Consider the following 21871-nt stretch of genomic DNA (forward strand, 5'->3'; position numbering starts at 1 on the left):
CCTACATTCCTTTCTTCTTGTGCTCTATTTCGATTCCCGCCTGCTTGATGATCGACTTAGCAAGCTTGTCGGGAATCTCTCTGTGACGAGGAACATGGGTAACATGGCCATCATCCGACTTGAATTTATCGTGATTCGTTCCGCCATCGTACTTCAGACCATATTGTTCGAGCAGGCGAATCAAGTCTCTGCGCTTTACCACTTGCGCTCCTTTATTTATAAACTACGGTTAATAATTCTGCAATGGTATTTGTAAACTTTAGTTGATAATTTCTATAACCCAGGCCGCGGATTGCGTCTGGGGTCTGGTTGCGGCTACGGAATGCGGCCGAGGGTTAGGCCAAGCACCTGTTGAACGCCCATTTGTTTGAGTACGGTGGCTGCCGCGTTCAAAGTAGCGCCTGTGGTCAGGACGTCATCGACCAAGATGATGGTGCGCGGGACCGACCGTGTGAATCCGGCTGTGGCACAGATGTGCGCACTGGTGCGAGGGTGCCAGGCTCCCTCCCCTCTTGGCACGAATGAGTTACGCATGTTCTTCTGCCTATGAGCTGCGGAAAGCCCACGCTGGTCGCCGCGCTCTTGGGGTGCGATAAGGTTCAGCAGGGGCAAATTCGTAAGCCGAGATAGGCGCTCACCTATTTGCTGCATGTGATCGAATCCGCGTTCACAAATAGCCTGCTTGCGAGCTGGTATCACCACGATCGCCGTTTGACCTGGCTCGATCCAGCTGGGATCTATGTATGCGGCAAGGAGTTCCGCGAGTACGTCTGCCAGACGGATCTCTTTGCGGTCCTTGTAGGTAGTGATCAGTTTCCTGCAGGGATCGACGAATTCGAACACCGATGCGATGCGATCAAGCGGTGGGGTTAGGGCGCATTCGGGCTGCTTGTTATGCTGAGGGGTCATGGTGAATTCCTGCTGCGCGTTGAGTGGCGGAGCGGTAGCGCATTCGGGCTGTTCATCGAACAATCCGCGGTGCTTCAACATGAAGGAATTGCAGTCGATGCACGCATAGCGACCATGAGCTTGTCCGCAATAGGGGCAAGCTCGCAGTGGATCGATGTAGGGAATCTCAAGGCGGCATTCATCGCAAAGCAGCGTGCCAGGGACATCGCAGAGTACGCAGCGTGTGGGCCAGAGAAGCTCAGCAACGCCTTCACCTGCAATTTGCAGCCCAGATGCTAGGCGCGAAAGAATTCGGCGGCTATGCGGCGCCTGCAAGACTCCTGAAGGCATATGAGTTGCTCGCGGCAGAGGATCAAGCCTGCGAACGCAGGGGTTCTGGCGGATTGGAGGCGGTAGGCACTACGGTGATAGGTGCTGAATCGGCGCTTTCGCCAGCCTTTTTCCTGGGGCGACCTGGTTTTGGCTTGTTGAGAAGTCGGCCATCGACCGATTCTTTCCAGATCATGCGGCGCGACCCTTCCTTCCAAGACGTAAGGCGCCCTGCCTCGCACATTTGCGAGACGCGAGCTGGACTTACGCCCAAAAGACGCGCTGCCTCGGCTGCGGTGTAGGCAGGCACACGGGCAAGATCCACGTCAACAGCTACAACAATGATCTGGCCACCATGTTGAGGCTCATGACCAAGCTTCCCGCCTTCGGTCTCTCTACCCCTGACCAGATCGTCCACAACTGTCACGTTAAGCCAGTCTGCAGCGGACTCGATGGCATCTTGCATGTCGACACCTTGAGTTGCTCCGCTCATATCACAAGGAAATACTGCCAAGAATTGCTCGCTTGGAAAGATCTCGAATTCACGCACATACAACATTTTGTCTCTCCTTTAGAACGTACCCAGATCAACGAAGGCCAGCATCTCGCAGGATCTTCTTCGCTGTAGCGTCTGGAATTTCTCTATGACGCTGAACCTTCATGGTTATCGATCCCTTAGTGAATTTCCCGTGCCTTGTGCCACCATCAGGCTCAAACCCTGCTTTGAGCAGCATCTTTACCAGGTCTCTTCGTTTTGTCATCGAATTCCTTTCAGTAAACCTTAACAATTATTAAGAGTTTTGTAAACATAACCCTTAATATGAATTAAGGTTTTTGTTCGATGGTGGGCCTACGTCGTGAAGCCGTGTAGTGAAGCCGCTGCTTCAAAAGGAGCAGTGAAGTCGTCTCTTCGGCCCATTCAAAAGGTGCTTGCAACGCATCGGGCTGCAGCGACCGCCTTCAATTGTGACCAAAGAACCTTAAAGAAATTTGAACTTTTACTACCATGTTCACCTGGAGGAACTCTCATTTTTCTGATATTTTGCTCAAGAGGATTTGAACTTTCTTGTAGGAATCTGCCACAATGAGTGCAGGAAAAAGGAGGGTACTATGTCACTTTCACGAAATCGCGAGGTAGCCAAGGCGGAACACGTCCAAGGCGGCGAAGGTTATATCCTGCGTGACCTGCTGCTTCAGGGTGAACAGCTGCATGGCCAGTTGACCTACGCATCCACCATTACGCTCGAACCTGGTTGCTCGATCGGCGTGCACACGCACACGGGCGACAGCGAAATGTACTTCATCTATCAGGGCACAGGCACGTATACCGACAACGATGAATCCTATCCTGTTCAGGCTGGTGACGTGCTGTTTTGCAAGGATGGCGAAACTCACGGAATCGCGAACACGGGCGATGGCGATCTGAAGTTCGTTGCAGTGATGCAAGCAAGCTAATGAGTGCTGCCTCTGAGTCAGGCAAGGCACTGCAAGATAAGCGGATACGAAAGAACCCAGCCAACTTGCTGGGTTCTTTTTCATTCTATAGGCTTCTAATGGGTTTGAATCCCAATATGGGCAGCCACAGTGAATCCTTGAAACGGACACCTGTTCTTGTTCGCTACCAGATGCGAGCGGAGGCCGATTTCTTCGGACGCGGAGCGTTCTTTCGGCGGCGGATCGCAGCGGTATGAGTGCGAATAGGAGTTAACCCGACCTTCATACGCGGCATACGCGCCAGAGGAACATGTTGCATAGGAAGCGCAACGTTCTCCCTGATGGGAACACGATCAGAGATGAAGGTTCCTGGCTGCCCGGTGGTGCGATCTTCGACACCTTGGTCGCTGCAGATATCGAGCGTTTCGGCACTGGGTTGGTCAATTGCTGCCTCGGCAGCTGGCTGGTCGATGGCCGCTTCGGCGTCAGGTTGATCGATGACAGATCCGGCATCAGGCTGATCGACGGAGGTATCGTTAAGCTGGTCGGGTGTTTGCTCTGGGTGAGCATGTGTCTCCCCTACCGCGAAGACTACCTGGCTTTCTTCGATAATCTCGAGGTCCTCGGGACCAGTTAGAGTTGCTTGAGGTTCTTGCGTTGCGATCTTGATGCGACCCCATCGGCCATAATCCGAGACCCGCTTCTTAGGCGGCGCGAAATACGGCAGGCGCGTGGTACCGCCGGGCAGCGGGACTTTCGAAATTGGCTGAACTTCGATCGGTCGCGTAGGAATGGTCTTCAGAGGGACAGGTGAAACACCTGTTGGATGCAGTGCTACGCTCTGTGTGCGCAGCGGAACGCGCTCTCGCTTCAATGATGTTGAAGTGTGATACGTTGGAAGCGGATTGCGTTGTTTGGTGTCGATAGGCACCGGCAGATGCGGCACCGTACGGAGCTGTGATTTGGTCATTGGTAGTGCGTTTCAGTAGTTCGTTTTTAGTGCGTTTAATATTCGATTGAAACTAATGTATCACATAAGGCACGCGGGTGGCTAGTTGCTCGGCTGAGCTGGCAGATGAAGCGAGGTGCGGGATGCGGCCGATAGACTACTAAGCTGCGCATCCGACTAGTGACCTGGCGAATGCGAGCTTGCGCGAATACGGTATTAATAGGAGCAGTACGGACATTATGGACATACTGGCGTACTACCTACGCTTCATGTTAGAATACAGCCAGCGGATGCCCGTTTTTTGCACTGCGGGCAGCACCGTTTGCTTTTGGAAAAGCCGCCGATGATTACCGTCGGCGGTTCTTCTTTTTCACAACGCGACGCGTTCCCCGCGCCATGCTTCGGGCCTTGATCACTGCGGCGACAAGCGCAACAACTGCAGTTGCAAGCTCGACTACCTTGATAACCAGGTCCATGGCATTCACCTCCTTTCTTTCAAGAAGGTGCTACCAGCATGCGGGGCTTACTCCGCTGACCTGGTTTTCATTCTAGCGGAATTACGAACATTTGTTCGTGCGATTTTCGTGAATTTTAAATCTTAAGAAACGAAGAGATTTTATTCAGGAGCACCTGGGTTGGGCGCCGGCTCTTACTCAGCTTCCGACTTTGACTCAGCCTCTAACTCTGACTCTGACTCCGCAGGGGCTGGCGTGGTAGCGCGAGCGGCCATCTTGGCGGCTACGCCGCTGGTGGCGGCGGACATCCTGGCTGCGATGGTCTTGCGAGCCACTTTGCTTTCGGGCTGCTCGGGCTGGGGCTCGAGTTCTGGCTCGTTGGATGCTTCTGATTCGGATTCGGCGACTGCTTCGGGCTGCTGCTCGGCGACTGCTTCAGCTTCGCTGTCAGCCTCGGGCTCGACGACTTCAACCATTTCTTCAGACTCTGCAATGGTCTCGACATGGGCAGGTGCCTCTATCTCGAGCTCGGCTTCTGCGGATGCTTCTGCCTCTGCGGCAGCTTTGGTCACGGCCTCGGGTTCAATGATCGGCTTTGCCTCGATCGTCTCAGACTCGATCAGGGCCTCTACCGGCTCTGTCACGGTTTCGGACTCGATGACCGCTTCGATCGGAGCTTCCGCGGGCTCTGCGGGGGTCTCAAGAGCCTCTACCTGCTCGGTCGCGACTGCAAGCTCTTCGGGTTCAGCATCGACTACAGGTTCGGCTTTCGCTTCAGGTTCGGGCGCTGCTTCAGCTTCAACTGCCTCGACCGTTTCCGCCTTCGCAGCCATTTTGGGCACCTCGTCAGGCTCGATCGATTCGACCTCCTCGACCATCGCGGTCATTTTGGGGGCCTCGTCAGCTTCAACCGCCTCAATCGCTTCCACCGCTTCGGCGGCTTCGACGGGTTCAGCTACCTCGATTACCACTGGTTCTTCGGAAACTGCTTTCGCGTCATCGCTGGAGCTAGCCTGTCCCCTTTTTGTCCGGGACACTTTGGGGCCTGTCCCCGAAGTGTCCGGGACAGTTTCGGACCTGTCCCCAGGGAGGGGGATCTTGGCGGGCTTGAACTGGAGGGCCTTTTCGGGCAGCAGGGGCTCGGAGAGGTAGAAGCCCTGCACGATGTCGCAGCCAACTTCGACGCACATCTGCAGCTGCTCGGCGGTCTCGACACCTTCGATGACCACCTGCTTGTCGGCATCATGCGCCAGGCGCACCAGGTTCGCGATAACGCTGGCGTCGCCGCCCTGAAGGAAGCCTTCGGTCAGCGAGCGATCGATCTTGATGATGTCGGCTGGGACCTGCATCACACGTGCCAGCGAGGTGTAACCCGCGCCGAAGCCGTCAATAGTGATGCCGAAGCCGTCTTCACGCAGTTCGTCGAAGAAGGTCGTGGCCTTCGCCATGTTGTTCAGGAAGAGCTGCTCTTTGATCTCGACACGCAGGAACTTCGGCGCGATCTTGTTCTCATCGAGCGCTTCTTTGGCGCACGCCACGTATTTGTCGTCGCGGAGCTGGCCGAACGAGTGGTTGATCGACACAGGGACCATGCGCTGCTTGCGCTTCTTCCACGTGGCGAGCTGCTGTGCTACTTTGCGTGTTACGATGCGATCGATCTCGATGATCTGGTCGCTGGCCTCGGCGATGGGGATGAACTGGTCGGGCGGATAGGGCTCGCCGTGAAGGCGAACGAGCGCTTCGTAGCCCACCACTTTGCTGGTGGCCAGTTCGATCTGGGGCTGGTAGAGAACGTGCAGGTCGTCCTGACTGATGGCTTCGCGCAAGCATGACGTGATGGCAAGCTTGCTCTCTTCAGCTTCGCGCATGTGGCGGTCGTAGAAGGCGACCTCATCGATGCTGCCTGTGGATTCGGCCTGACGAATTGCCAGTTCAACGCCAGAAACCATTTCCTCGATGGACATGCCGCGTTCGCGGTTGTAGACGCCAACGCACGACGTGAGGCTAATGTTCTCGCCGTCCACTTTGACCGGCTGTCCGAGCAGGCTCTCCACTTCATCAAGGAACTTGCCGCCGCGCTTCAAGGCTCGATCGGTACCGATGATGAACTGGCTGTGACCTGGACGAACGATGAAAGCCTTGTCCAGGCCGTCGAGGCGTTCGGCTACCACCTTGATCACTTCGTTGCTGGTTCCCGAACCGCGGGTCTCGTCGAGCTGATCGACTTCGAGCAAGTCAATGCCCACGATCGAACGAACGCGCGAGCTGGCTTCGTTACCCGCGAAGGCGGTGAGCCACTGCATGTTCGGCATTTCAGTGAGGTTGTCGGTATAGAAGCGGCGCTCGAGGGCGTTTCGCTGTGTGACAATATCAGCCATCTGTGCCACAGTTCGGCGATAACCAAGGAAGGCGAACGCGACGATGCACGCGATTCCCAGCACCAGCAGCAAGACCGGCATGAAGATGGAGCGGAGCGAATCGAGCGAGAATCCGCCCTGGTTGACCAGCGTTGCGCTGGCGGGCACCAGACCTGTGGCGATGCCGTAATTGCCCAGGACCTGGGTGTCGTAGACGGAGCCTTCGCTGGTAAAGGTCTCGACGGGGATGTCAGCCGGGCGAGTGCCGTTGAGCACCGAAACCACAATTTCGCCGGCGCGCTGGCCTTCAGCTTCGTAATCGATGAAGCCCGAGCCTGCGAAGCCCTCGCCCACTCCGGTCAGGCCGATGGCGTAGATCGGCTGCGCGGATGCCTGGGAAAGGAAGAACGCAGTCTGGTCTGCGCCGTATGCGTTGCCGGCAGCGTCAGCGTTGGCGTCGAGATAGACAAGGATAGTGTCTTCGTTGGTGTTAGCGACCTGTTGAGCCAGGTCAGCACGGCTCATGCGTGAAGCATTGGCGTACTGGATGGAATAGGTACTGAAGAGATCGGGGTTTTCGCTGACCGCTTGTTCGAACTGGGCGCGATCGCCCGTGCCAGTGGCGGTGTTATCCGTGATGACCAGCATGTTCGTGGCGTTCGGGCGCATGGCGGATGCAGTCTCGATCGTGTTACGAGCGTTATACGCTTCAAGCAGACCTGTTGCATAACCAGCTTGGAACGCGGCGTTGGCGTGTGCTACATCATTGACACCCAGGAAGACCACGGGCGTGGTGGAGAAGAGGCTGTCGCGGGTAGCTTCGGCGAAGCAGAGGGCATCGTCATCGATGCAAATGACCGCAGAATACTTGCCGTGAGCTGCGATCTTTTCGGAAAGCGCCTGCCCCCAGGTGGTGGCTGCCAGGGCGTTTCCATAGGCGGCCGTAGAGGTGGAAACGTTGGCGTTCTGCGCTGTAGCACGCGCATCGAGGTATTCGACATCTGCGGAAACCGAGCTGCGGCGCAGGAGGTCGAGCAAACCGTCGCGCTGGAGCTTGGTGGCGGTATCGGCGTCGTCGTAGGAGGCCAAGACCAGCACTTCAGCGAGAGAGTCGGCCTGGACCATTTGGGAAGCGACCTGCTGGTTTCGCGTGTTCTGTTCGTTGATGCCGTTGAGCATGAACATAGCGGAAACGATCAGCGCGCAGGCAGCAATGAACAGCGCCACGCGAGTGACGTAGTACTTGCGGCCTTGCAGCCAGCTGCTATTTGGAGGTAGAGAAACCCCCATGCTCGTTCCTTTCTATGTTGGCGGGACAGTTTGGGACCTGTCCCCGGTGTTCGCTAGCGCATGAACTTCCAGCGACGCTTGCGGTTCATGGCGTTCGAGGTCTTCGCGTTGGCAACAGCCGTTGCAGCGGCACCTGCGGCACCAGCAGCGACAGCCACAGCCGCCACAGCGGCCACGGTAGTGCCCACGGCTTCTGCAGCCTGGGCGGGCGCCATTTCGCCCTCTGAGAGGCCTGTGAGGGCCTCAGCGCTCACGGTAGTGATGCCTTCCGTGGTGGCGGGCAGCACTTCGAGCGCAGGCGGAAGCACGACAGCTTCAGCCAGATTCGAAAGCAGCTCGATAGCAGGGTTTTCCTGCAGAGCCGCGAGAGCGTCTTCAACAGAGGGGAGCGCGTCGGGGATAGCCTCGATCACGGGGGCGGCTGCCGCAGCAAACGGAGCGAAAGCCGTGGGCGTGAACGAGGCAGGACGCGCGGAAGTGGTCGAACTTGCCGCGGCGGGCCTGGTGGAGGTGCTAGAAGCAGAGCCGAGCGACGTGGGCGCGCTCGAAGAATTCGCGAAGATGGCCGCGATGGCCGGGTCCTTCATCTGAGCGTGAGCCTTGTCGCGGAATGCGTCCACAGCTGCCTGCGTCATGCTGGCTTCGGAAACTTCACCGTCTGCGGCGGGCGCTGACGTGGGAACCCAACGCGCGTAGAGCGTGGTCTCGGCGCCAGAGGTGTCCTTCAGCGCATCGATCAAGAACATGGTGTGGAGCTTGTCGTCCACGAGCGCGTCGGTGTTATGGATGGCCACGCCTTGCCCGTCGGGGCTGGTGTTCCAGCAGAGGAACTTGTAGCCGTCCTTCTTCAGCGTGTCGCCGCTGGTGGCGGCGGTGCCTTCGCCGAAGGTCGCGGAAGTTGAGGTGAAGGCGGAGGCGTCTTCGGCCTGCGCGCCCTGAAGGTCATATTTGAAGGTGTAGGTGTTCGCCTTGAAGATGGCGGTGAAGACCAGCGCGCTGGCATCTTCGCCAGCCTCAAGAGCGTAATCGCGGATCTGGTTGGCGGTGAGCGTTGCGTTGTTGCTGAAGATCTTGGCCGTGTCGGGGTCGGTGCCGATGCTCACGAGCCACGCCTTGAAGCAGTAGCCGCGATCGGCCTTGGCGGTGACGCCTTGGAGGTCGTTCAGCGGGTCTGAGGTGCGCGTGATGGTGCCACCGTCAGTGGAGAGGTAGCGAATGCTGGGGGTGTCGGCAGGCGCGGGGTCAACGGGGTCCGTGGGTTTGACGGGGTCTGGGTCGACGGGATCCGTAGGATCAGTAGGGTCTGGGTCGATGGGGTCGGTGGTGTCGGTCGTGTCGCCCTTGTCGCCACCGCCTTCGCCTTCGCCGTTGCCGTTGTTGCCATCGGTGTCGCCGTCGCCGTCACCATTGTTATCGTTGCCAGCACCTTCGTCTTCGCCTTCGCCGTTGCCGTTGTTGGTGCCGTCGTTGCCGTCAGAGTCACCATCGGCGTCGCCATTATCGGAGCCTTCGGAGGTGTTGTCGTCACCCTCATCGGGGGTGCTAGCGTCGGTTTGGTCAGTTTCGGGGTCTTCGCTGTCTTCGGCAAGAGCAGGTTCGTTGTTTTCCGCTTCTTCAGTGTTGAAAACTTCTGAATCGGCTTCTACCTGGGGTGCCGCGGTGGTTTCCAGGGTTTCCGCGGTAGGCGCGGAATCAAGCGCGGTACTTGCATCCTGATCGAGCGCGGCATCATTGATGGCGCCGTTCGCGTCATCGGTCACAGCGCCGTTACTCGCAACATCGAGCCCAGCGTTCAATTCGGAATCTTCAGCAACAGCGTCGTTCGTCACGCTGGCTTGTCCCCAAAGTGTCCGGGACAGTTCTGAACCTGTCCCCAAAGTGTCCGGGACAGATTTGAACCCGTCCCCCAAAAGGGTGTCGCCGAAGTGGGAGATGGAGCCAGAGGATTTTGCCTGGTTAGAGGAAGAGGTGGAGAGGAAGTCTTCGTTTGCCAAGGTGGCAGGGATGATGGCTTCGTCTTCACGACCGCGAACTGCGCTCACCTGCAGGCCATCGTCAACGAAAGCATCGTTAGATGCGGGCGCGGTGTTCTTTTCAGATCCAGCGCTACGCACGACCAAGGGCACTTCGCACACATATGTGAACGAGCCCTCCCCTGCTGCTAGCGCGTCATCCTGCGCAGCGGCGGTACCCGACTGGCTTGCCGGAGCAACGCCCGTTACCAGTGTGAGCGCTTCAGCGTCTTCCCGCGCTGGGTCGGAAATTCCCGCGCTTGCGCTGGTCAGTGGTGCATTTTGCGCAGACGCGGAAGCCGCGGCCACTCGATTGAGCGAGCCACTCTTAGCGGCAGCCTTCTTGGCAGCGCTGGAGCTTGCCGTGGTGGCAGCCGAAGAGCCCAATCGCGAAGTAGTGGGTGCTGCGTAGGTGGTGGCGCTCGAGGTTCCGCGCGCAGTGTATGCAGCCGAAGTACTCGGAGCAGCGCCAGAAACACCCGAAACGCTCGAAGACGCATTCGAATAAGTATTCGATGCCGACGGAACGCGGGTCACGGCCACGCCAGCGGAATTCGTCTTGATCGAAGAAGGCGAAACCGAATAGCTGCTGCCCGTTGCATTGCGATTGGCGGCAGCAAGCTTGTTCAGATGAGCCTGACGCTCGGCTTCGTCGGCGCTTGAGGCGGACGAGGCTGACGATGAGCTTGCAGCGCTCGATCGGGCGCCATTAGATGCAGAAGACCCCGTCTTGGATGTGGCGGGGTCGTTTGAGTGCTGCGTTTGGGTATTCGATTGCGTGGCGGTGTTGGCATCCGAGGATCCAGGATCACCCGTGGAGGCCACAGCGATGCCAGGCATGAACGCAACAACGACGGCCAGTACTAGGGCCGTCGCAGTAGAGGCGATGAAGGTGAAGGAAGCCTGTCCCCGAAGTGTCCGGGACAGATTTGAACCTGTCCCCGAAGTGTCCGGGACAGATTTGAACCCGTCCCCAGGCATAAAAAAAGAACCCGGGGATCGAACAATGTCAGTCCCGGCACTGCGACTGACATTGTTCTCCATGGTGTTCCTCATCTTGCGAATGATGTTGTGAGCAATTGCAGCCCACTCAGCCTTGCGGCCGTTGGTGTTGAGCTCAGCTTCGCCTTCGCGAGCCTCGAACCAGTTGCGGTCGGTCTCGGTTGCAGCTTCGCGATCGTTACGCTTACGAGCGGCGATCACGATCACGAAGAGGGCGATCAGAGCGATCAGTGCGAGGACGAAGACGTTAGTGTCGTCAGCGGTCTTCGGGAGGGTGGAACCGCCCTCAACCACGTCCTCTGCGGGGATCTCAGCCTCGGGAGCCAGCGGCTCTTCGTAATCGTAGAGCGCTTCGATCTCGGTAGGACCAAGGATGACCAGTTCGCTCAGGTCGTTGATCACGCCGGTGATGGTCTCACCAGTGTCGGAGTCGATCATGGTGTAGGACCAACCCTTGAAGGTTGCACCGTTCTTAGGAGCCTGAGCAACGGTGGAGATGAACTGACCAGGGATGCCCTTGCCCCACTCGGTGTTGGTGGAACCACCGATGACGTCAGCGATCTTGTCGTCGCGATCCTTAACGGTAACCGGGTAGGAGTTGATCTGCCACTGAGCGAAGAGCTTCATGCCGCCTTCAGGGAAGGTGATGTTCTGACCCAGCTTGTAAGAGGTGCCAGAGCCATCCGCTGCGGTGTTCCAGCCAACCAGGGTGTGGTGACCGCGGTTGATGCCAGAGCCGTTGGAGATCGTACCCGTAGTGGAGTGCGGTGCGCGGGTAGCGGGGATGCTGCCGTTGCCGCCGTTAGGATCGTACTCGATCACTGCATCAGCGTTCTTGGTGAACACTGCGCGGTAGACTGCGGAGTAGAGACGACCGTCCTCGTCGGGCTCAACAACGAACATGTGCTCGTTGAGGTCGCCCAGGGTCTTCCAGTCATTGGTGGTGTTCACCAGACGGGAAACGCCGTTCTCGGAAACCAGCTCCCAGCCCTTGAAGGTGTAACCAGGCTTGCCAGTTGCGATGGAGTGGAGGCGGTTACCAGCGGAGGAGCCTTCGCCTACGTGCTGGCCAGTAACAGCGCTGACGTAGTCAACCACACGGTCGATGGTGCCACCCTCGGTGACGGTGTATTCGATCTTGACGATGATCTCCTTCCACATTGCATACAGCGTGATGCTGGACTGCTCGTGGTTAGGATCGATCGCATTGGACATGTCAAAGTACTTGGTTGCGTCGGTGATGGTGAGACCAGAACCGTCGCGCTTGGTGTTCCAACCCACGAACTCGTAGCCGTGAGGTGCGCCGTCGAAGCCGTTAGCGTCCTTCAGGTTGAAGCCGCTCTGGGTCCACTTGACGCCCGTCATGTCTTCGATGATCTGAGGGGTCTGCCAATCCGGAACCGGCTTGATAACGCCAGGGTTGGTGTTCTTATCGTTGTTGAGGTCAAACTTAACCTCGAGGTTGTCAAGTTCGCTCCACATTGCGTAGACGGTCATACCAGTGGTACGGAGGGTCTCGTCATTGTAGTTGGAGCCGAAGATCGCCTTAACGAGCTCTTCGTAGGTCATGGTTGCGGTGAGCCAGGTGCCCGTGCCGTCAGCCTTGGTGTTCCAACGGTTCGGGGTCTTGCCCAGGGTGTAACCGAACTTGGTAGGCAGCGGATTGCCTGCAGCGGTGACACGGTCAGCCATGGAGAGACCTTCGACCTTCAGAACGGTCTTGTTGTCTGCATACTTACCAGTGTTCGCATCGAAGTTGATGATGTAATCGTTTGCGAGCTGGTAGATGACAGTTACGATATTGCGGCCGTCCGGTGCAGTCTCAAGAACGATAGAAGGCAGGGTTGCCGGGTTCTTGTAACCAGCAGGACGATACTTGTTCACGATATCCAGCGGTGCAGTGTAAACATCGCCGACCAGGCCAGCATTCGGGACGAGCAGTTCGTCGAACTTGGTCTGAACACCGTTGTCGGTAACGAACTCGATGAGAACGTCGACATACTGTGCCCAAACAGCGGTTGCCAGAACATCTGCGTAAGGCATCTGGAATGCAGCGCCTGCGCCGATGGTGGTGCTCTTAGCCTCACCAGTGTTTGCGTCGGTCCAGGTGATGACCCAGCCGGTCAGCTTCTGACCAGTGAGCTGTGCACCCGGGATGGTGACATTGGATTCAGCGATCGCAGTGTCGGGACCGGGGTTCAGGGTCCAGTTACCGCCACCGAGTTCGTACTCGATGTTGAACGGAATGCGGTCGTAGTAGACCTTCAGGACGGTGGAACCGTCGCCCGCGACGATCGCGGAGAGGATCTGAGCGAAGTGGTTATCGTTCAGGCCATAGCCCAGCCACTTACCTGCGGTGGTGTCGATCAGGTGGGTGGATGCCGGGTTGGTCGGATCCATAACGTCGGCCAGAGCCTCAGACATGATGTCATGGTACTTACCAGACTCGAGCTTGGCGTAAGAGCCGTCTGCCTGCTGGAAGTAGAAGTCGATGGTGTACTGAGCAGCAGCCGGGATGAAGTTCGCGTAGTAGATCGCGGGGATCCAACCGTCTGCAGGACGCATCGGCTTCAGAGCCACACCGATGACATTGCCATCAGCGTCGAAGTCGTAGTCAAGCCAGCTGTTCGGCACCTTGGTGGTGTGAGCAGCGTCCATGTACCAGCCGTCGAATGCGTAACCAGGCTTCGGAGTTGCGATGGAACCATCAAGGCGAACCTTGGTGCCGTCGACGATGTTCTCAACCGTGGAGGAGAGAGTACCGCGGCCAGCAGCGCCATCAGCGAACTCGAACTTGACGGAGATGGAAGCGAAGTTCCAAACCGGTACGAAGGTCACGCCGTGTGCAGGCATCTTGAAGGTGCCAGTGTAACGGCCGGAAAGTTCATTAGAGGTGATCACGCCGTCGCCATTCGCGTCGTTCCAGATCGCCCAACCTGCGAATTCATAGCCCTCGCGCTGAACATCAGCAGAGGTGAGCAGGGTGACGGTCTCGTCGGTGCGAGGCTTAGGATCAGCGTGGTATTCGTTACCAGCGCCTGCCAGACCCGGGCGACCAGTTGCGGTCCACTCGGAAGCGGGCTGAGTAATGTCGAGCTTGTAGATCAGGTCCTGAGGCAGTGCCTCCCAGATCGCGTTGAAGATCACATTATTGGTAACGTTGAAGTCCATGGTTGCTGCGGTGCCAGCAAGACCAGCTGCGCTGTAGTCAGAAACTGCCAGCCAGTAGAAGTCGTTGCCGCCCAGGTTCCAGGACCAACCAACGAAGCGGTAGCCATCAGCAGCCGGAGCGTTGGTGGTGCGGTCGGTGCCACCGATCATCAGCGGGAAGGTTGCCACGCTGGGCTGGCCGGAGATGTCGTCGCCAGCGGTGATCTGAGTGGTGAAGCCGTTGCCGCCATGAGCGCCCGGGTTGTATGCCACGAAGAAGGTCTGAGCCCAGATCGCGGTGAAGACGGTGTCTGCGTCGATCACGATGGAATCAGGATTCATGGTAGTGCGCTCAACGCCAGCAGCGTCGGTGTACTTCCAACCAGCGAACGCCCATTCGTTGTCCGCGGTGACCTTAACATTATTAGAGTTACCGGTTGCAGAAGCGTCCATGAGGGTCTTGCCGTGGTCGACGGAGAACGGAAGGGTCTTGCCGTCGGTTGCGGTGACGGTGCCATGAGCGCCAGTACCAGCGATGAAGTTAACGGTGTGTGCCAGACGGGTCCAGGTGCCGATGATGTTCACGGCTGCGTCAGGCATGGTGAACGGAGCACCATTTGCCATCGTAGTGGTGGTAGTGGTGGTCGCGTCAGAATCCTTGTAGGAAACGGTCCAAGCGAATGCCCAACCAGCAGGAGCGGTGATGCTGGGGAGAACCAGATCAGTGCCGAACTTCTGGGTGGTGTGTGCCTGGTTGATGCCAGTTGCAGGGTAGTTGACGGTCGGCACGGTTGCCGGTGCGTCGCCCTGAGCAGCGGTCACCCAAACGTCATAAGCATTGCGCTGGTAGAAGAGCTTCAGAACTTCGCCGTCCACGAGGGATGCGATGGTCTCCTTGGAGCCGGTCAGACCAGCCTTGTAGGTGAAGCCCTTGATGTTCTTGATCATGTCGTTCGAAACGTTGATGGTGGAGAATTCTTCACCAGTGCGAACGTCGTTGAGTGCTGCATTCTGTACGAACACGCCGTCCAGACCCTCGAAGTGATGCTCGATGGTGTAGGAGATCGCACCCAGCGGGGTGAAGCGTGCTTCGTAGGTGGCGGAGGAGAACATGCCGTTTTCCTTAGCCGGGGTCATGGTCGCATCGGTGGTGAGCAGGACGCCGTCCTTGTACCAACCAGCGAACTTATAACCAGCAGAAGCGGTTGCGGTAAGAGTCTGTGCGGTGCCGGTGAGGGCATCGATGTCTTCGTACTTCTGGCTGCCGGAAGCAACGGTGAAGCTGCCGGAAGCGTTCTTTGCAGTACCACCAGTCTGAGCAGCATAGGTGATGCGGACCTTGTCGGTCTCCCACAGTGCGCGCAGAACGATGGGCTGCGTGTTGTCGTCGGTCTTGGCGATGTCGGAAACCTTAGCGCCAGCCGGGACGGTCACCCAAGTGCCAGAGGTGTTCTGGTACTGCCACTTCGGTGCCTTGTGGCCTTCCCACACCAGACCAGTGGTGTCGTTAGGCAGGATGTCGGTGGAGTTCCAACCAGCAGTCTTGTCTGCAGGCTTGGTGATGGTGGACGGAGCGTTGTTACCCTGCGGGTCGCGGCCCAGGTCGTAGGTGATGGTGTACATCTTCTCGACCCAGTAGACTTCGAAGGTAACGGTGCCACCAGCGGTAACCTGAGAAGCGGTTGCCGTGGTCTTGGATGCGTCGATGACCTTGAGCTCATAACCCTTCAGGGCAGGCAGGCGGCCAGCACCATTCTGGGTCTCGAACTCGGTGATGTAGTTATGAGTATTGAAGTTGGTGATGTCGATGGCAACGCCAGGGGTGGTGTAACCATTGATGGAGTTCAGCTTATTGGCGGTGCTCATCACCACGTTGCCATTAGCGTCAACATTGACCTTGTTGAAGTTGATGACGTACTTGGTGTTGTCCTCCAGGTCTGCAGTGAGGATGAAGACAGAGCCGTCTGCAGGAGTGGGGGTACCGTCGAATGCGGAAACTGCCAGCTTACCAGCAGCCTGCAGCCAAGTCTGCTGCGTGCCACCAGCTGGGGTGTACTTCCAGCCCAGCAGACGCTTGGAGCCATCTGCAGGAGCATAGGAGTAGTAGTCGAGCATGGTCTCCCAGGTGACGTTCGGAACGGTCTTGACGTCGCGGCCGTCTGCCTGGAACTTAACGGTGAAGGTCTTCTGATCCCAAACACCGTAGATGGTCAGTTCAGAGTGAGTGTTGTCGGAAGTGCCATAAACTGCACGATAGATGTCGGAAACCTTGGTTGCGTTGGTAACCGTGGTGCCAGAAGCGGTGGTGGAAGTGCTCCACTTGGTGAAGGTGTAACCAGCTGCGGACAGGGTCTCGTTCGCACCCAGGAGGTTCAGATCCTCCCAAGTAACGACCTTGTCAGCGATGGTCTGAGTGGAGCCATTAGGCCACTTCGGCTGGAAGTGCAGGGTGATCTGGCGTGCAGTCCACTTTGCGTAGAGCGGCAGGGTTGCGGTGTCGCCGTCAACCGTGATGCCCGCCAGGGTAAGTGCGTCTGCGAAGGTAAGGGTTGCGGTGACCTTCTTGGATTCATCCCAAGCGCCAGTGGTCTGACCATTGGTGACATACCAACCGTCGAAGTTGTAACCCTGCTTCTTCATATTGTTCTTTGCGTCATTGTTCATGACGTTGTTCAGGACAGCGGTCCAGGAAACCGACTGAGAAGCCGGGCTGGGGGTGCCGCCATTGGGTTCATAGGTAACGGTGAAGCCGGAGCGCTCTTCGTACTGAGCAACGAAGGTTGCGTTGCCGGTGACCTTCAGGGATGCCAGGTTGGATGCACTATAAACAGTGTTGGTGCCTTCGAGCTTCCAACCGGTGAAGCCATAACCAGTGTTCGCCTTGGTGGTGGGAACGTTGGTGCCATAGTTAGTGTTGTACTTGAGGGAGACGGTCTTGTCGTCAGTACCATTGGCAGGAGAGGTCCAGGTGCCATGGTCGCCAACCTTGAAGGTGATGGTGTAAGTCTCTGCCTCGAATGCTGCATAGTAGGTTGCTGCAGCGAAGACGCCGTCGGTGCCCTTCTGCGGCTTCAGGGTGCCATCGGAGGAAACCCAAGAAGCGGGAACAGCCTGAGTATGAGCAGCGTCGGTGAACCAGCCCAGGAACTTGTGGCCAGTGGCAGCGGTGGGCTTGGAGCCCTGCGGGGTGCCGGAGACCATTGCGAAGTTGTTGCCCTCATTGGTGCGGGACAGGGTGCCCATAGCAGAGGAGGAGCCAGTTGCATAGGTATAAGTAATAGTAACGGTGTTCTCCTTGAAGACCGGGTACAGCGTTACGCCGTAGCCGCTCTCGCCCAGGGTGTAGAGCGTGGTGTTGCGCTCGCCTGCGGTCATGGTGAACGTGGTGGTGTACAGCTTGGAAGTTGCGCTGTTGTAGTTATAGTCGGTGGTCCAGCCCAGCAGGGTGTAACCGGTTGCGTTCGCGGAAGCGGTGTAAGCCGGAGCCTTGGGGACGTTAACGTTTTCGCCCGTCTTTGCTGCAACGTCGGTTGCGGGGATGCCCTGAACGCCTGCGATGTTGGAGTGGGTAACATCGTAGTGCAGGTGCTGAGCGGTCTCTGCCCAAATTGCAGTGAAGGTGAGGGACTGGTTGATGGTGGTAGGCATTGCATCGCCACCCGTGCGGTGGAACTGACGGGTCTCGTTAGAGGTGCCAGTGTAGTAGCCTTCAACACGGAAGGTCTGGCCGAGGAGCTCATCATGCCATTCCCAGCCTACGAACTTGTAACCGGGGGTTGCCTTGGGATTGCCAGCATTACGGTCGTTCGCAGGATCGAAGGCGCCGCCATAGATTGGCAGGGTCCAACCGAGCTGCAGACCACTGTAACGGGTACCGTAACGGCTGATGGTATTAGAGCCAAGCTGAGTACCATCAACAGAGGTGAATGCACCAGATGCAGCGCCTGCAGTGTAGTTTACAGTTACTACGCGGCCGAACTGAGCCACGAAAACGGTGTTCGAAGTAATGTGCCATGGAGTTGCAACGTCAACGCCAGTACCCAGAATTGCCTCAGGAGACATGACCGCGCCTTCTTGACCAGTGCCTTCGCTACCTGCAGTGGTGCAGTTCTCATAGATCTTCCAACCCATGAAATAATACTGGCTGGAATCCTTCGGGTTTGCGGTCGGGATTGCCGGCAGAGAATCGCCAAACTCGAGGCTGTAAGTAGAGGTGCCGATCAAAGCAGCACCGTTAGTGGTGTTCGTCTTAAAGGTAACGTTGTACTTGACCTTGGACCATGTGCCTTCAATAACCAGATCGCTGTCAGGCATGGTGAAGGAACCAGAGCGAACCTGAGCTGCGGTCACGCCAGTACCAGAGACCAAAGTCCAGCCGCCCCAGGTATAACCAGTAGGAGCAGTAGGAGTGGTAAGCGTTACAGTCTCGCCATAACGCTTGGTCTGAGTTGCAGGAGTATAGGTCATACCTGCAGGAACATCGCCAGTGTAAGCCACGTCAACATTGTGGACATTGCGGTCAAAGTAGAGCTTCAGCACGTTATTCGCAGCGGTTGCACCCATAACCAGGGAGTTAACACTGCCAGCAGCAGATGCGTTATAGGTTGCACCCGTGATGGAGGAACGTGCGAAGGTGATGGTCTTGGTGTTGTCGTTGGTGTTCGCTGCAGTGCCAGCAGAAACGGTGTAACCGAACGGTGCGGTACCGCTGCCTGCGGGGGTGGTCACCTTGGTGTAACCAGAACCATTAACGTTCTGCAGGTAATACTCAACGGTGTAAGCGATCCACTTAGGAGAAGTGGTCAGGTAATAGTCTGCATTGGTGTAGAGGTTGTTGGTCTTCGGAACAGTGAGCACACCAGCTGCAGAAACATTGGCGTCTGCAACTGCGGTGCCTGCCGCAGAACCGATGGTCCACTTAGAACCATGAGACTTATTGAATTCATAGTTGGTATTGGTGAAGTTAGGCTTCATGTTGGCAGAGATGTTCTTGCCAGTCTTGGAAGAACCTGCAGCGTCAGCATAGATGTCGCCCGTTGCAGCGCCCACATAGAGCACGGTGCCATTTGCATATGCGGTGTTGTCATTCCAGATGGGTTCAGCATACGCATCCTTGAAGAAGCGGATCTGAACGATGTTCTCTTTCCACTGAGCATAAGCAACCAGAGTGCCGCCAGAGGAAACGCCGGTAAGGTTCCAGGTGCTGGAGACCACGGAGCCCGTGGTAACAGCAGTGCCAGAACCATTTGCTGCGGTGTTCCAACCGGTGAAGGTGTAGCCTGCACGAACCGGGTTGGTTGCGGGAGTGGTAAGAGAAGTAGAAGGCGTCACGTTGCCAGTAGTGGTGTTCGCGGTAGAGCCACCGTTGGAATTCCACTGTACGGTATAGGTGAAGTCGCCCCAGTTTGCGGTAAGGGTTGCGGTACCAGCCAGGGTACCTGCCTCAGAAGAGCCAGTCCAGGTGATCTTGAAGTTCGCCACAGCCACAGAAGCGCCTGCTGCAGCAACGGTTGCGGAAGCATTAGAGGAATTGGTGTAACCCCAGCTGCTGAAGTTGTAACCAGTGCGGGTGTAGACCGTGGTACCAGCAGGAACAGACAGGTTAGAACCATAGTTCGCGGTGGTGGTCCAGGGGCTGGTGCCCTTTACATTAGTAACACCAGTGGTTGCGCCAGGCTGGAAGGAGAAGGTAACAACTGCTGCTTCCCACTTAGCGTAAAGAATCTTGGATTCGGTAAGGCCAGTGTAGACCTGCTGGTTTGCCTGGTAAACAGTGCCCGTACCAGCATTGGATTCGGTCCAGCCCTTGAAGTTATAACCCGTACGGGAAGGATTGGTGTAGTTCGGAATGGAGAAGTTGCTGCCCTGGAGCATGCTTTCGGAAGTGTAGTCGCTGGTGCTGCCATTGTAAGTTGCGCCAGTGCCATTGAGCTTCAGAGTAACGGTAACGCGGTCCTTCTCGGTCCACTTTGCATAGAGCTTGATCTGGGTAGTTGCTGCGTTAGAGCCAGCTGCAACCCACAGATCCTTGAATGCGGTTGCAGAAGCCATCACCACAGTACCCGTACCATTGCCATTGGCATCCTTGGACAGGAACCAACCACCGAAGTTGTAACCAGTCTTGGTGGGGGTGGCAGGAACGGTGATGGAGTCGGTCCACTTCTTGCCAGACTGCGTGTTGTGCGCAGTGCCATCGGAAGTGCCCGTTGCAGCAGCGTAGAACACTACACTGTAGTTACTGTTCTCAGTCCACTGAGCATAGAAGGTGGTGGCTGCAGAAAGAACGCCTGCAGAAGCACCTGCGGCAATGTTGTTGCCAGTGTTGTTTGCCTTCCAACCTGCGAAGGTGTAACCCTGCAGAGTAGGAGTGTTGTTCGGAAGGGTGTATGCCTGGCCAGCGGTTGCAGAACCATTAGCAGGCATGTTGGAAACAGTAGAAGCAGCGAGTGCGCCAGAGGGCTTGTTCGCATTGAAGCTTACGGAAGGATTCCACAGTGCATAAAGGGTAATGTTAGAAGTACCCACTGCCAGGAGACCCTGGGTGCCAGCGATACTACCATTATTAGAGTAGATGGTGCCAGCAGCAGAGTTTTGGGTGGTGGTCCAACCAGCAAAGGTGTAACCAGAGCGGGTAGGGACGCCACTTACGATGGAGTGGTTCGTGTTGGGAGCCACATTATAAGTAAGAGGTGAAGGACCACCAGAACCGCTGTTCAGATCATAAGTAACAACAGGGTATGCGGTCCAAAGAGCATACAGCGTAACGTCTGCCGTAATGTTATTGATGGTTGCACCCGGATCATAAGCCTTAGTGCCAGTTGCGCTGGTTGCCCAACCTGCAAAGGAATAGTTGGTGCGGGTAGGAGTAACGTTCGGAATAGTGAAATTCGAACCGTAGTTCACATTATTAATAAGCGGGTTCGGCATGGATCCTGCCGTTCCCGTAAAATTCTGAGCAAAAGTAACAGTGCGCTGCTGAACAGCCCAGACAGCATAGAGGGTGTACTTACCGTCATTTTCAATAGTAAGCGCATCTTTCAGTGCGCCAGCAGAGCCAATGAGCTGCGTAGTCGCGCCATTGGTGAGAGCCCAGCCCTTGAAGTCATAACCAGGACGGGTAAAGTTTGCCTCTGGCTTATTACCAGCTGCAAGACCAGTGCTGGTTGCAAGAGCGTTGCGATCAGTATAAGTGAAGGTCTGAGCCGTACCAGAACCACCACCATTATTGAAGGTAACCTGGTAAGAGAGCTCTTCGACAATCTCCGTCTCACGGATATTAATAGCCATGAAAACACGTGCGTCGAAATCAGCGGTACTTCCGCGGAAATGATAGATCGTGTCAAGAATGTCGCCAAAAGTCGAGCCTGCAGGGAAAGAGCTGGTTGCCTTCAGCTTAGGCGATGCATTTTCTTCTGCAATCCACTCATAACCATCAGTCAGATAGTAAGGCGTTGTTGCCTCGCTCGGATCCTTTGGAACGGTCATGTAGTTAATCGTTCCGCCAGCACCAGTAACCTTAGTATTGTTGGATTTAATATATGCGACACTCTTAGTTTGAATTTTTACAATTGGATAAGCCTCAATAGAAGTATAAGTTCCATTGGTGTACTGTGCGAGATTAGAAAGAGCAACGAAGTCTTTCTGCGAAAGAATGGCTTGTTGTTCAACACCGTTCCTGACTTGAGTTGCAACAAACAGCCACTGCGTAAGAGTATAACCATAACGGAAATTATAAGTTGCACCAGTTGCAGGGGTATCAATACCAAGAGCAATAGCACCAGCGGCATCCGTTGTAAGGGTAGCGCTGCCACCTGTAGACTCAAACCTCAAGAATTGATTGCTACCATTAAAGATTGGATCATTGGAAGCACCGAGATCTAATGCAGTACTTGGAACATTAGCGATAGCTGTGGGTTTTGTAGACCAACCTATATCGAAATGAATCGTAATTGGAGCCCCAGCTGCAGTCGTAATATCTGACGAAGTTGCAGTAGAACTGGATGA

9 protein-coding genes are annotated in these 21871 nt (G+C 56.5%); 1 reads left to right on the forward strand and 8 read right to left on the reverse strand.

What is annotated here, in order from left to right; translation table 11 throughout:
- Window position 1 precedes the first annotated feature (1 nt).
- The 4 genes from NFR25_RS00785 to NFR25_RS07450 form a co-directional block, all read right to left on the reverse strand.
- On the reverse strand, window positions 2-202 hold the full coding sequence (locus NFR25_RS00785) for a type II toxin-antitoxin system HicA family toxin (RefSeq protein WP_251197346.1): 201 nt from the start codon (window positions 200-202) through the stop codon (window positions 2-4).
- A gap of 113 nt (window positions 203-315) precedes the next feature.
- Complete coding sequence (locus tag NFR25_RS00790; RefSeq protein WP_251197347.1) at window positions 316-1239, reverse strand: ComF family protein; 924 nt, start codon at window positions 1237-1239, stop codon at window positions 316-318.
- Window positions 1240-1261: 22 nt separating this feature from the next.
- Window positions 1262-1777 (reverse strand): helix-turn-helix domain-containing protein, encoded by a 516-nt coding sequence (locus NFR25_RS00795; RefSeq protein ID WP_251197348.1) that lies wholly within the window; start codon window positions 1775-1777, stop codon window positions 1262-1264.
- Window positions 1778-1805: 28 nt separating this feature from the next.
- The gene (locus tag NFR25_RS07450) at window positions 1806-1979 is read right to left on the reverse strand and encodes a type II toxin-antitoxin system HicA family toxin (protein ID WP_420840594.1); all 174 of its coding nucleotides are present in this window, start codon (window positions 1977-1979) and stop codon (window positions 1806-1808) included.
- A 349-nt stretch (window positions 1980-2328) separates the two neighbouring features.
- Here NFR25_RS07450 and NFR25_RS00800 point away from each other — a divergent pair, with 349 nt between their 5' ends.
- Window positions 2329-2673 carry a cupin domain-containing protein gene (locus NFR25_RS00800; protein ID WP_251197349.1) on the forward strand — a complete coding sequence of 115 codons (345 nt, stop codon included), beginning with the start codon at window positions 2329-2331 and terminating at the stop codon, window positions 2671-2673.
- A 163-nt stretch (window positions 2674-2836) separates the two neighbouring features.
- On the opposite strand, the gene NFR25_RS00805 is transcribed toward NFR25_RS00800, so the two are convergent.
- The 4 genes from NFR25_RS00805 to NFR25_RS00815 form a co-directional block, all read right to left on the reverse strand.
- On the reverse strand, window positions 2837-3622 hold the full coding sequence (locus NFR25_RS00805; protein ID WP_251197350.1) for a hypothetical protein: 786 nt from the start codon (window positions 3620-3622) through the stop codon (window positions 2837-2839).
- 326 nt (window positions 3623-3948) lie between these two features.
- A complete protein-coding gene (locus NFR25_RS07385) occupies window positions 3949-4077 on the reverse strand; it encodes a hypothetical protein (protein ID WP_275556927.1) in 129 nt (42 codons plus the stop codon).
- A 173-nt stretch (window positions 4078-4250) separates the two neighbouring features.
- Entirely contained in the window at window positions 4251-7703 is a 3453-nt protein-coding gene (locus tag NFR25_RS00810) for an ABC transporter substrate binding protein (RefSeq protein WP_251197351.1), read from the reverse strand.
- Between the two features lie 53 nt (window positions 7704-7756).
- On the reverse strand, window positions 7757-21352 hold the full coding sequence (locus NFR25_RS00815; protein WP_251197352.1) for an InlB B-repeat-containing protein: 13596 nt from the start codon (window positions 21350-21352) through the stop codon (window positions 7757-7759).
- Window positions 21353-21871: the final 519 nt, after the last annotated feature.

Source organism: Anaerotardibacter muris (genome assembly GCF_943192915.1).
GTDB lineage: Bacteria > Actinomycetota > Coriobacteriia > Coriobacteriales > Eggerthellaceae > Anaerotardibacter > Anaerotardibacter muris.